This window comes from Phocaeicola sp. GP0067 (assembly GCF_031119655.1).
Taxonomy (GTDB): Bacteria; Bacteroidota; Bacteroidia; order Bacteroidales; family Bacteroidaceae; genus Phocaeicola; species Phocaeicola vulgatus.
On record NZ_JAVHZY010000021.1, the window covers coordinates 67,987 to 81,024 of the forward strand.

Genomic DNA, 13,038 nt, shown 5'->3' on the forward strand with positions numbered 1-13,038 from the left:
CTCGGGCTTTTTTGATTAAAATCCAACTAACTATTTTTTAAATACCTGTATAATTATGCGGTGTAATCACTCGCAGTTCCTTTTTAATATCTTCGCTTACATTTAGTGTTTCTATGAATTCTTTAATAGCCCCTTCTGTGATAGCTTGGTTTGTACGGGTCAAAGCTTTCAATGCCTCATACGGATGAGGATAGGCTTCGCGGCGCAAAATAGTCTGGATAGCTTCCGCCACCACACTCCAACAATTATCCAAGTCGGCATAGATTGCTTTCTCATTCAGCAACAGTTTACGCAGACCTTTCAACGAACTTTGGATAGCAATCACAATGTGACCGAAAGGTACACCGACGTTACGCAACACAGTAGAGTCTGTCAAGTCACGTTGCAAGCGGGAAACAGGCAACTTAGAAGAAAGGTGCTCCAAAATAGCGTTTGCCATACCTAGATTACCTTCAGCATTTTCGAAGTCGATGGGGTTTACTTTGTGCGGCATAGCGCTGGAACCGACTTCGCCCGCTTTAATCTTCTGTTTGAAGTACTCCATAGAGATGTACTGCCAGAAGTCGCGGTTCATGTCAATCATAATGGTATTGATGCGCTTCATGGCATCAAAGATGGCTCCCAGATTATCATAATTAGAAATCTGAGTAGTATATTCCTCACGTTCCAACCCCAGCTTCTCTGCCACGAACTGATTTCCGAATGCTTTCCAGTCATATTCGGGATAAGCTACATGATGTGCATTGTAATTACCCGTCGCACCACCGAATTTAGCCGTGACAGGACAAGCTTTCAATACAGCCAGCTGACGATTCAGACGATAAACGAAAACCATGATTTCTTTACCCAGGCGAGTAGGAGAAGCAGGCTGCCCATGTGTTTTTGCCAACATAGGGATATTTGCCCATTCTTCAGCGTATGTAGTCAACTGAGCAATCAGCTCTTCAATTTGCGGATAGTACACTTGTTCCAATGCCTCCTTTATAGACAACGGTACAGAAGTATTGTTTATGTCCTGTGATGTCAATCCGAAATGAATGAATTCCTTGTATTCCTCCATTCCGCCCAACTTATCGAATTCTTCTTTGATGAAATATTCTACAGCCTTTACATCGTGGTTTGTTACACTTTCTATCTCTTTAATACGCTGTGCATCAGCTTCTGAAAAATTCTTATAAATAGCGCGCAATGCATCAAAACGTGCATGATCAAAGCTTTTCAGCTGTGGCAACGGTAGTTCACACAGAGTGATAAAGTATTCAATTTCTACCTGCACACGGTACTTGATGAGTGCAAATTCAGAAAAATAAGAGGCCAAAGCTCCCGCTTTTCCTCTGTATCGACCGTCAATAGGTGATATTGCCGTGAGTAAATCGAGCTCCATATTATATTCTTTGATAATTATCAGACTGCAAAATTAATTCTTTTTCTTGAGTTTAACGGCCTGAAGATGCATAAAGTTTGCGAAAATGAAGATTTATTTCACAAATCCCTTTTTAGTCCATTTCAGACTGTTCCAACGCTGTACAAAGATAATACCACGAAGATTTTCATCCAGCACAAACGCACACCACATACCTACCAATCCCCATCCCCAATGAATGCCGAACAAGAAACCACAACCTACGGCAACACTCCACTGAACAACAAATCCTACATAAAACGGATAATTTACATCACCCGTTGCACGTAAAGCATTCGTCGCATAAATATTAATAGCCCGTCCCACTTCCAAAATCACATCAATAAACAGGATAATAGTACCCAGACGGATAATTTCCGGATTATCTGTCAACCAGCTAAACAAGGTATGCCCCATCAAAGCCCAGATACAGGATAAAACCAAAGAAACCAAAATAGAAATACGCATCACATATTTGCCTAACAGATAGGCTGCATGAATTTTCCTTTCACCTACCAGATGTCCGATACAGATGGCTCCGCCTTGTGCCATGGCAATAGCAAACAAATAAACGAACATCACTATATTCACCACATAGGTACGGGTAGCCAGCGCTTCATTCCCCAACATATTAATAAAATAGGTCAATACTACCTGAGAGAAACTGTAGGACATATTTTCTCCGGCCGAGGGGACTCCGATTTTCAACAGGTTTTTCAGCTCGACAAACGGGAAGGGGCAAAAATAGGATAACGGAAATCTGGGAATATGCTTGCGGAAAAGAATTACAAAAAGTATCACCATAGATACCCCTCGGGCAAATGCTGTAGAGATAGCCGCACCTTCCACTCCCAAAGCCGGCATGCCGAACTTACCGAAAATCAGCGAATAGTTACCGATGATATTCAGAATATTCACAACTACCGTTACCATCATGGGATAAACCGCTTTGTTAGCACTACGCAAAGAGGCAGAAATAGTCAGAGATATGGCTTGAAAAAAAGCGAATGCCCCTACTATCTTCATGTAACTCACTCCATATTCCATCAGTTCGGGACGAAGTCCCATCATAGATAGCAGAGAAGTGGCTCCATAGTGCAAAATGGCACTGACAAACAGACCGAACGCCAAATTGAGTATCAATGATACTCCCACCACCTGCACCATATTCTTGTGCATTCTTGCTCCCAAATATTGCGAACAGAGTACGGAAGTTCCTATATTGATCACCTCGAATATCAGGAAAGCAAACATGATGAGCTGGTTGACCACCCCGACGGCAGCCACACTATTGTCTGAATACTGACTCAGCATCACGGTATCTACCGCGCCCAGCATCATAATCAGCAATGTTTCAATGAAAATAGGAACCGCCAGTCTGGCAAGGTTCTTTCGTACACTTCTCGGTTCTTGAATTACGTCCACTTGTTACCCTTGATTTTCGGGGTGCAAAGGTACGGACTTTTCACGATGTAACGGTTTGATTTATATCAAGAAATACGAACTTAAGATTTTTACAAGGAGATAAACAGGAATCTGATCTTTTCTTTTTATCTTTAGAACCGAATCTTAAATCAACATATTAACATGAAAAAAGGACTCCTCTTGTTATCTGCAATTCTTGCATTGGGCTCCCTGTCTTCATCCGCCCAAAGAAGAACGGCTACCATGACTGATGAAGAAATGTACCTTGATGCCATGCATCGTAACATCACTACCGAAAAGATTTTCGGTTATGTAAAGCAACTTTCAGACCCGGCCTTGGAGGGACGACTCGCAGGTTCGCCCGGAATGGCTAAAGCTGTAGATATCGTAAAAGGATATTTTAAAGAGTGGAAACTAATACCTCGTGGTGAGAATGGTTCCTACATACAGCTATTCCCCCACCCTTGTGTAGAGATACAACCGGGAAGCACTATGGATATCCTATTTCCTGTCACCCAAGACAAGAAAAAAACTGTATGGATCTCCAAGACATACCCTTGGGCAGATGGTTGGTTTGCCGGAGGAATGACCAGTAACGGAGAAGTGACAGCCGATGTGGTATATGCCGGATTTGGCGTTACAGCACCCGAATTAGGATATGATGATTACAAAGACATAGATGTAAAAGGCAAGATTGTGCTGGTAGAGGGAGAAACACCCAATATAAGCCGTAACCCCGATTCACTGGCCATGTGGTACAAACATACTTTGCACCAAACCAAGCTGAACAACGCTGCAGCCCATGGTGCGGCAGGCTTGTTATACAAATGGGTTCCCGGTCCGAATGCCCCCTATAATCCGGGATTTGTCTATTGTCATGTTACAGACACTGTGGTCAATGATATTTTCAGGGGAACAGGCAAGACCTATAAAGAAACCATCCGGCAGATTTATAAGACTCAGAAGCCTGCCTCTTTCCATACCGGAAAGAGAGCCCACATCAAAATGAATGCTACCTATAATCCCAATGCTACTGGAAAAAATATTTTGGGCATGATCAAAGGCAGTGATCCTATACTATGCAATGAATATGTAATCATTTCCGCCCATCTGGACCACTTAGGAATGATTCCTTTCCTAATTGAAGGAGCGAATGACAACAATTCTTCCTCCGCTGCCATGCTGGGAGTAGCCGAAGCACTGGCAAAATCAAAGATAAAACCGAAACGCAGCATCATCTTTATGAGTGTGGACGGCGAGGAAGCCGGACTCACCGGAAGTACCTACTACACCAACCATCCCCTTGTGCCCCAAAACAAAGTGGTAGCAATCCTGAATCTGGAACAAGTGGGTGTAGGTGAGATGCTAGGAGCGAATTATCACTATAAATACCCCGAACTGGCTGAGCTATCAGAGAAAGCCAATGATAGGTATGTACATCGACGTCTGTTCACTAGTGAGACTCATTTCCTGACCCGCCCTCGCACAGACGGTGCAGTCTTTATGAAAGCCGGTTATCCATGTATAGACTTATGGGCCTTGGGAAGCGGTTATTACCATCATCCCAAAGATAACACCCAATCTATCAATCCCGATATCCTCCGAGCTGCAACCGAATGGTTATACTGGACTACAATTTTTATAGCAGACAAGTAACCGGATATAAGAAATCCCGGCGAGTCATCGCTCTGCCGGGATTTCTTTATCTAACCGATGTTGTGTATGTGTTGTCGTAGATGTGCTTGGTGTTGTGTCATTGTTGAGTCAGATATTCCTTATACATTTTTTCTATCTCCTTCATGGGAATATCCAATGTCTTCACTTGTCTGAAAAACTCAGGCAGGTCTTCATGCAGGAATGTATTTTTCCGTAAAGCAATAATCCGGTCTTTAGCCCCTGCTGATACAAAATAACCAATGCCGCGTTTATTGTAAATAATCTCTTGTCCCTGAAGGTAATCATACGTGCGGACCACCGTATTTGCATTCACCTCCACTGTGGCGGCGTATTCTCTGACCGATGGAATACGCTCTTCTTCCATATATTGTCCTTGCAGGATTTCATCACATATCCGGTCAGCTATCTGCAAGTAAATGGATTTACTTTCTTTAAATTTCATAGCAAGCGGAATTTGGGTTTAATAACTTGTGAACGGGTAAAGAGCCGGTAACTCAGCCACCAGTTGAACATGGTGAATGCACTGAAGAACGCCACTCCTAAGGAAAGTAACTTGTTTAATGTCATCCACTGGGAATTAGCTTCCAGCCATTCGGCGAAACTACGCATACCGTCATTGCCTACCCATGATATGATATGTACTGACAAGACCGAACACAGAATAGAAATAAGCATCAATGTACCCAATGTCTTGAAAAAAGGTTTCTTGTACCAATAACTACCTCCTAGAATATAAAGTGAATGTGACCACACCAAGAAAGCCCATCCGCACAGCTCACCCAACCAATTCTGGTACGGCATATTCATAGCATAGCCTGATCCCCTATATATCTGCTCACCATCTACCGAAGCCATGGAAAGAAGGTTATATAAAACAGATTGATGGAATGTTTCAGGTACATTAAATAAAGGGAGTAACAGATAACGGGTAATTTCCGCCAATGACGCCGCAACAAAGACAGCCACCGCCAGTCCTACCGTAACAATTAAGAACCGTGCCACAAATTTCTCTATCATGGTTGCCGGAAGCATCAGAAAAGCGATGCGTTTTTCTTTGGTAATCATGTTCTCCATAATGTTGGCAGCATAGACAATGCCGAAAATACCGATGATAAGAACAAACGCCCCCAGCACATTAGAACAGTAATGCTGAAAAGCCACCTGAGGATCACTATACGACGACGCCTGTTTCGACATTGTGAACACCATCACCAATAAAAATCCGGCATAAATCCCGATCAGACGATAAAGATTTGTTTTCCAATTTTCCATAATTTCGCGTTTCATGACCATTGCAATACGCGGAAAGCTAAAGAATTTATTCGTATCCATAGTGTTTGTGTATGTTACTTGTTAAACATTGACTGCATTTTTTCTCTCTCTGACAGCATAGCGTTAAACAGTACTTCCAGATTCAAATTCGTCTCCTCATTATGCGTGTTTGGGAAGATGACACTGTTTCCCTGGACGGACGGCTGGACATAGAGTGCTGTGTCTGTCGGTTCATTCATGCCTTGCTCTGCAAAATAGACTTTGTCACAGATGGTCTTTACCGATGCATTCAACAATACGAGGGTACCGTCAATAATAACCACATGATCCAGCAGGCTGTCAATATCTCTCACCTGGTGCGTAGAGATGATGACTGATTTTTCATCGGTCATGCCAGAAGCGATTACTTTACGAAACTGACTTTTAGAAGGAATATCCAATCCATTACTGGGCTCGTCCATTACCAACAAAGAGGTATTGGTAGCTAATGCAAAGCACATAAATGCTTTCTTCTTCTGTCCCATCGAAAGCTCGCCCAAATGAATATCTTCATTCATATCAAAATCACGAAGGCAAGTGCTCAAGAGTTCATTGCTGAAATTCGGATAAAACGGAGTATTCAGCTTCAAGTATTGTTTCAAACTGACTGATGGCAAAGCAAATTCTTCAGGCACTAGAAACATGTCCTGCAAAGTCAGGGGATAGCGCATGGAAACATCCACCCCTTTGTAAAGCACCCGTCCGGCCTGAGGACGAAGCAAACCTGTCATTAAATAAAGCAAAGTAGATTTACCTGTACCGTTCTTCCCTAAAAGGCCGTAAACTGAACCTTTGTCCAATGCTAGCGAGAAGTCATCAAAGACTTTCTGTTTTCTCGTTCCATAACTGAAAGACAAGTTCTTTACTTCAATCATCATTGTGTTTATGGTTTTATTAGTTATTTAGTGTATTAGTTGATTAGTACACTGTAAATGTATATAGTTTATTTGAATAAACAAGAAGAATGACTCATCTTTAATATTCATTAACCGTTAAACGAATTAAGCGGGCGGCAACCAAGTACTGTCCGCTCAACTCAAATGATAAATGAAAAAAAGAAGGACTATTTAATTCCTCCTAGTGCTTTAGTAGCAGTTTCGTTTCCAGGATCAATTTCCAATATCTTATTCCAATACAGTTTTGACTGGTTATAATCTTCTTTTACAAAATAATAATATCCCAAATAGCTGTTACATTCCACCAACACTGATTTAGTAGCATCAGGCTTCTGTTCCAGAATACTCAGTGCAGCCTCATAATAAGGCTTTGCCAATCCCTGAGTTGTTTCAGGATCACGCAAAGAATTAACACGGGCACGCCAGAAGTTTCCTAAATAGTTATCGGGAACTTTAGCAGCCACTTGTGCAAAAATAGTATCGGCTTCAGCTAGATAAAGTGGTTGCTTATCCTGATAAGCAGAATCAGTAGCCGCATAATAGTTCAAACGTCCATATAAAAACAGGTCACTAATATCCGGATCACTTTTCATTCCGCCCAAATAATTTTTGTAAGCCTCTATTGCCTTCGGAAAATCACGTTCCTTTTCGTATACATCAGAGATATCTTTATAGATTTCCGTATGCGATTTGTCCATGGACAGTGCTTTGTCAAACTGTGCCACCGCTTCATCATACTGCTTGTCAGCTTCCAGCAAACGGGCGAAATAAACGTAATCCAAATATACATAATCCGGATTACCGGGATTAGAAAAGAAAGTGGCAGCTGCTTCCAGTCCTTCTTTGTAATCCTTTAATTCCAGATTATCATACATCGCCAGACGTTTCAGCACATGATTTTCCGGAGCAAGTTCCAAACCTTTCTTTGCCATATCCGAAGACTGCGCATAGTCCTTATTCAGATATAGCAACATGGCATAGCGGGTATAGTCCTGTTCGGTAGGCATACCTACTTTCAGATAACTTTCATAAGCTTCTTTTGCTTTGCCATACTGCCCCATCGTATAATATACATCGGCCAATTCCTTACTGATACGGTTATCGTCCGGAGTCTTGGTCTGCAAACGCATCAGCATATCCAGTGACAGTTGGGGGTCTACCCCTTTATATACCTGTGCATATTTAAAATAAGCTTCGCTGCAATTTTCATCCAGATAAATAGCCTGGTTATAATCACTGCTGGCTTTGTTCACATCATTTAGTTTCAATGCCACATCACCACTCAGCAGATAGGCTACAGCACATTTACTGTTCACATCTTTAGCGCGCTGTGCATATTCGGCAGCCTCTGCTGTTTTTCCCTGGTCCAGATAAGCCCGGCCTATCTCTACCAACAAGGAAGTATTCTTCTTATTTTTACCTTTCAGCAGTTCATCAAAAGCCTCGGAGGCTTTTGCCGGATTCTCCTTTATCATCGTGGCAGCCTGTTTCACCTGGGGTGACCATTCGCTGCCTGCTGATGTCTGTCCCCACATAGTTACGGCCAGGCACAGGCTCATCACGGTTAATACTAATTTCTTCATGGTTCTTCTTTTTTGTTCATTTATTATTCCTCTTTTACATCTACAATCCTTACGGCAGCCGTAGCAGGTACCAATCCTGATTTCAAGATGATACGCTGTCCCCGGAAATCTGTCAGGAAAGAAGTCAGACCACTGGGCAGGCCACTTTTAGGATCATTGAGTAAAATGTACACATTGCGAGTTAGCGGATACTGGTTCAAAGCCAGATAAGCTTGATAAGGCTTGAAACTATTTCCCACTGTAGCCGAATCCGCACGGCTGACAGCCATTATCCGAATGGCGTCATTGAAAGAGAGTCGCGTACTATCCGCAGGATTTCCTATCCAGTTGACACCGATAACCCCTAAAGCTGCGGGATTCTTAGCCACATACGAAATCACCTCCGGATTTGTTTTCTGCGCCTTCAGGTCCTTCGACAAAGGCATACCGCCGCAGATCGAATCAAGTACATAATGTACGGTGCTCGAATTGGGATTATCAAATACCAGTTGGAGCTCACCCAAACGGGAAGCAGGATTCAACTGTTTCCAGTCAGTAACTTTCCCCGTCAGTATTTCTTTAAACTGGTCAACCGTAATTAATGAATCCGTATTTTGCTTGTTCACTATCAAGGCCAAACCATCTGTCGCCATCTTTACCGATACAGGAAAGAATTTCTTGTCATTAAGATAGGCTGTTTCCTGCGTGGTCAGTTGCCGGGTGGTTATAGCCAGACGTACACTATCCGCCAGCAAAAGTTTCATGGCTTCCACTTCGCTGCAATAAATGGGATGCACGGTGGCATCCGGTGTCAATGCATGAAACACCTGTAACTCTTCTTCTATAATGGGACGGAAAGTTTCGTCCACCGCTATCGTTATAGTGCCAGAGGTCAACGTATCGTCTTCCCCCGGTTTGGGTTTGTTGCCGCAGCCCGAAAGCAGCAGCAACAAAGCAGCCAACAATGCAATATACAGCTTCATCATCATATATAGATATTATTGTAGCTTAAAAGTTATAGGAACGGTATAGTACACGGGAACATTACGTCCGTTCTGTCTTCCCGGAATCCACTTCGGCAATGACTGGATCACCCGGATGGCTTCCTTGTCGCAATACGGGTCCAGAGAACGCATCACCTTCACATCCTTTACGTCACCTGTAGCCGAAACCACAAAGCGGACAAACACTTTACCCTGTATTCCATTTTCCTGCGCAATGGTAGGATAATGCAAATTCTTTGCTATAAAAGACAGCAATTCTCTATCACCACCCGGGAACTGAGGCATCTGTTCTACCATAGTATATGGTTTTTCTTCTGCTTCGGGGGCTTTGGTTATCACTTCTTTCAGTTCAGCAATATCTTTACCGTTCAGCTCATCATTACCTTTCACATCGGCAATAGAGATAGCCACTTTGGTCTGAGTCAATTCTTCCTGACTCTTTATCTCTTCATCATCACGCACTTCTTCATCTTTTTTGATGACAGGAGCTGTAAATTTGATAGAGCTTTTCAGAGCGGGAGGCGGAGCCACCGGTTCCACTTTCTTGAACTCTTCCTGTTTCACTTCGGGTTCTTCCAGTTGTGACAAGATAGTCACCTCCGTCATCACCTCTTTCTGCTTCGGGGTTGCCAGTTTTACCAATGTCGGTATACTGAAACCTATGGCAGCAATGATCACTACAATTACCATTGCCCACGTGTGGCGTTTAGGTGAATTGGCACGCATCTTATAGGCACCGTATGCCTTGTTCTTACCTTGGAATATCAGTTCACACCATTCAGGTGAGGTCAAATCTATTTTTGCCATTTTCTTTTCCTCCTTTTAAATGTGTGTTACTATTCCGCAATGTCTTTACTCAGATCGCCCTTCGTATCATAGTTCTTGATCAAGAACTGATCTGCATCAGCGATGTCTGTAATTACATACTTACCTATATTGCATATTTGCATTTCATCCAGAGCATCAATCAGATTCTTGTATGAAGAGTCATCCGTTGCTTTAATAATAACAGTCGGGGTATCCTTTCCGCTTTTTATTTCAGCCAGTTTTTTCGTATACTCCTCCTCTGATATCTTTAGATCAGCTTTCTGTTTTTTCAGATCGTTTACTTCACGAACTGCCGCCGAGTTCTTTTTAAGAAGAATGGAACGCAGACCATCTGCATTATAGGAAGTTTCCTTCAGCGATGTATAGTCTTTATAATTAGGTTCTCCTTCATAATAATACAATTTATCTCCTCCGGCCAGTAACAGGGTAATTGCTTGTGAAGCCTTCACCTTGCTCTGCTGCTCTTCAGTGATGTTCTTGTCATTGCTCGGCATACTTATTTCCATCGTCTGAGGTTTGCTCAGCGTGGTACACAGCATAAAGAAAGTAATCAGCAACATGTTCATATCCACCATAGGCGTAAAGTCTACGCGGACAGTCATCTTTTTTTGCTTCGAACCCTTTCCTTTTTTGCTGCTTTCTTGTACTTCAGCACTCATAATTATTCGGTTTTATTTATCAGAAGTAGTCTTCAGAGAAGTAATCAGATTGTACCGGTTCTCTCTGAGGTCCTGAAGTGAGTTCATTACGTTTTTAATCACAGCGTAGGGAGTTGACGCATCAGCTTTGATAGCAATACGTAAATCAGGATTCACCTGACGAGCACTGCGTACCCATGATTTAAACTGATTATCTGTACTGTCACAGGGGATACCTTCATTTTTCAACAGTTTATCCTGCTGGTCGGAAGGCAGATCCAGATATTTCTGCATGCTTCTCATTGGAACACCAAATGTAGAAGCTGTCACAAATTTCTTCTCCTGCTCAGGAGTAAAATCAACTCCGTACTCCTCACCCATTTTCTCCAATACGGCCTTCATGTCGGGCTGTTTGTCGAGGCTCATAAATATTTTCCCTTGCGGGTCCACCAGAATCTGAAGGATATTCGTTTCCGGAATCTTGATTTCAGAAACGGAGGCTGGAGTAAACACCTGTACCGGCTCCTTCTTTACGAATGTTGAAGTCAACATAAAGAAAGTAAGCAGCAACACAGTGACGTCACTCATGGCCGTCATATCTATGAACATACTTTTCTTTTTAATCTTTGCTCTACCCATAGCAGTTTATTTTAAAGGGTTGGCACGATTATTTATGAGAAGCCGCAAAGGTCTGTACAATAGAGAAACCTACTTCATCAAGGCTGTAAGTCAATTTATCAATCTTATTAGTGTAGTAGTTATAAGAAATAACCGCCAATGCACCTGTCAAGATACCGAATGCCGTATTGATCAACGCCTCGGAAATACCTTGTGACAAAGCCATGGAGTCCGTACCACCACCGGCAGACAAAGCTGCAAATGAACGGATCATACCAATTACCGTACCGAGTAGTCCCATCAAGGTACCCAATGTGGTGATTGTACCGATAACAGGCAGATTCTGCTCCATCATAGGGAGCTCCAGTGCAGTTGCTTCTTCCAATTCTTTTTGAATGGCCAGTACTTTCTGGTCCTTGGAAAGTGTCGCATCGTTTTCCACGTCGGCATACTTTCTTAAAGTCGAAGTAACTACATTGGCTACAGAACCGCCTTGTTTATCACATAGCTCTTGTGCCTTTTTCATATCACCAGCGGCCAGGGTAGATTTAATATTAGCGACGAATTTCACCAGCGAACCTCTGCCAAAAGCAGACCGGATGGCTAAATAACGCTCAACGCTCAACGCTATGACGGTGAGCAACAGGGTCTGGATAATGGGCACCACTACACCACCTTTGTAAATTGTTCCCAGGAAACTGCCCGGCAACGGATGGTTATTAGGGTCATTATTCATAAAGTTGGATGGATTCCCCAATATGAAGTGATAGATACAAACTGCAATGATAAAGCAGCATATAATTACCCAACCCGCATTTTTAATACCTACAATCTTATTAGTAGTTTTATTTTGAATAGTTTCCATGATATATGTTTTAATTAATCGTTATAGTTAAAAAAATGACAATTCTATACCAACCCCGACACTCTGCAGGGCGCCGGAGAAGGTGAAACAACTAAATTTATAACGATTAATTAAATCAAAATGCGTCTCAGCGTGAACACGAAATAATGACATGCCGGAGACACACAATGAATGGGATTAGACGGAAAGATCTTAGCGCGGTCAGTTGCCAGTATTTCTTCCCGTAGTGAAAAACGACCTATGAGAATTTTTAAGAAGTTCTGTTGAAGTTCCTCTGCTCTGCGGATACGGAGATCATCGGGCATTAGTTTCGCTAATACCTGCTGTTGCCCTGTGAGTAAAGAGTGGGTGAAAGACATGGTATCCAATGTACCATGATCAGATGCCATATTATCTTGATGTTCTGTAGTAGTAGCATATCTGTCAATAGCGGAAGAAACAACATCTGCATCGACTCCCTGATAATTAAACATTAAAAGCAGGGCTATTAATCCTATTTTGACGATAAGCTTCATTTTGGCTACTAGTTTCGAAAGATTCTCGGTTTATATTATTGAAACAATTCTATTGTTTTTTTGTTCAAGCAGACCTAAAAATTATTCAAGTTCAAGTGGTAAATATATTCGATAATCATAAAGAAATTATGAAATACAATCTTTTTAACCCCTTTTCTAATTCTAAATAAAAACCTGCCCCTTCCGGACAGTTCCGTGGGAAACGTACCCACCCACGGGGAAAAAACGGTAGAGGTCACATTTCACACGTGCGGATACAAAAAAAGCCTCCGGAACTTCTTCAAGTCCGGAGGCTTC

Annotated in this window: 13 protein-coding genes; 1 reads left to right on the forward strand and 12 read right to left on the reverse strand. The window is 42.3% G+C overall.

Annotated elements, in window-relative coordinates; all coding sequences use genetic code 11:
* Positions 1 to 37 precede the first annotated feature (37 nt).
* Complete coding sequence (purB, locus tag RE317_RS15295; RefSeq protein WP_005839180.1) at positions 38 to 1,384, reverse strand: adenylosuccinate lyase; 1,347 nt, start codon at positions 1,382 to 1,384, stop codon at positions 38 to 40.
* A 93-nt stretch (positions 1,385 to 1,477) separates the two neighbouring features.
* Entirely contained in the window at positions 1,478 to 2,743 is a 1,266-nt protein-coding gene (locus tag RE317_RS15300) for an MATE family efflux transporter (RefSeq protein WP_005853642.1), read from the reverse strand.
* A 246-nt stretch (positions 2,744 to 2,989) separates the two neighbouring features.
* Here RE317_RS15300 and RE317_RS15305 point away from each other — a divergent pair, with 246 nt between their 5' ends.
* Positions 2,990 to 4,483 carry a M28 family peptidase gene (locus RE317_RS15305; protein ID WP_303266254.1) on the forward strand — a complete coding sequence of 498 codons (1,494 nt, stop codon included), beginning with the start codon at positions 2,990 to 2,992 and terminating at the stop codon, positions 4,481 to 4,483.
* Positions 4,484 to 4,580: 97 nt separating this feature from the next.
* Here the strand turns inward: RE317_RS15305 and RE317_RS15310 are convergent, their stop codons facing one another.
* The 10 genes from RE317_RS15310 to RE317_RS15355 all read right to left on the reverse strand — a co-directional run bounded on the left by RE317_RS15310 (position 4,581) and on the right by RE317_RS15355 (position 12,741).
* On the reverse strand, positions 4,581 to 4,946 hold the full coding sequence (locus RE317_RS15310) for a GntR family transcriptional regulator (protein WP_005853646.1): 366 nt from the start codon (positions 4,944 to 4,946) through the stop codon (positions 4,581 to 4,583).
* Positions 4,943 to 5,836, reverse strand: a complete 894-nt coding sequence (locus tag RE317_RS15315) for a hypothetical protein (RefSeq protein WP_005853648.1) — start codon at positions 5,834 to 5,836, stop codon at positions 4,943 to 4,945. The genes RE317_RS15310 and RE317_RS15315 overlap by 4 nt, the downstream gene beginning before the upstream one ends.
* 14 nt (positions 5,837 to 5,850) lie before the next feature.
* A complete protein-coding gene (locus tag RE317_RS15320) occupies positions 5,851 to 6,693 on the reverse strand; it encodes an ATP-binding cassette domain-containing protein (RefSeq protein ID WP_008667848.1) in 843 nt (280 codons plus the stop codon).
* 185 nt (positions 6,694 to 6,878) lie between these two features.
* Entirely contained in the window at positions 6,879 to 8,294 is a 1,416-nt protein-coding gene (locus tag RE317_RS15325; protein WP_008667847.1) for a lipopolysaccharide assembly protein LapB, read from the reverse strand.
* A 23-nt stretch (positions 8,295 to 8,317) separates the two neighbouring features.
* Entirely contained in the window at positions 8,318 to 9,262 is a 945-nt protein-coding gene (locus RE317_RS15330; RefSeq protein WP_008667846.1) for a PstS family phosphate ABC transporter substrate-binding protein, read from the reverse strand.
* A gap of 9 nt (positions 9,263 to 9,271) precedes the next feature.
* Positions 9,272 to 10,084: an energy transducer TonB gene (locus RE317_RS15335; RefSeq protein WP_008667845.1), complete on the reverse strand. Its 813-nt coding sequence runs from the start codon at positions 10,082 to 10,084 to the stop codon at positions 9,272 to 9,274.
* A 29-nt stretch (positions 10,085 to 10,113) separates the two neighbouring features.
* Positions 10,114 to 10,764, reverse strand: coding sequence for a biopolymer transporter ExbD (locus RE317_RS15340; protein ID WP_005839162.1), 651 nt, complete (start codon positions 10,762 to 10,764; stop codon positions 10,114 to 10,116).
* Positions 10,765 to 10,776: 12 nt separating this feature from the next.
* Complete coding sequence (locus tag RE317_RS15345; RefSeq protein ID WP_008782507.1) at positions 10,777 to 11,382, reverse strand: biopolymer transporter ExbD; 606 nt, start codon at positions 11,380 to 11,382, stop codon at positions 10,777 to 10,779.
* Between the two features lie 28 nt (positions 11,383 to 11,410).
* Entirely contained in the window at positions 11,411 to 12,226 is an 816-nt protein-coding gene (locus RE317_RS15350; protein WP_005853661.1) for a MotA/TolQ/ExbB proton channel family protein, read from the reverse strand.
* 110 nt (positions 12,227 to 12,336) lie between these two features.
* Entirely contained in the window at positions 12,337 to 12,741 is a 405-nt protein-coding gene (locus RE317_RS15355) for a hypothetical protein (RefSeq protein WP_008667842.1), read from the reverse strand.
* Positions 12,742 to 13,038: the final 297 nt, after the last annotated feature.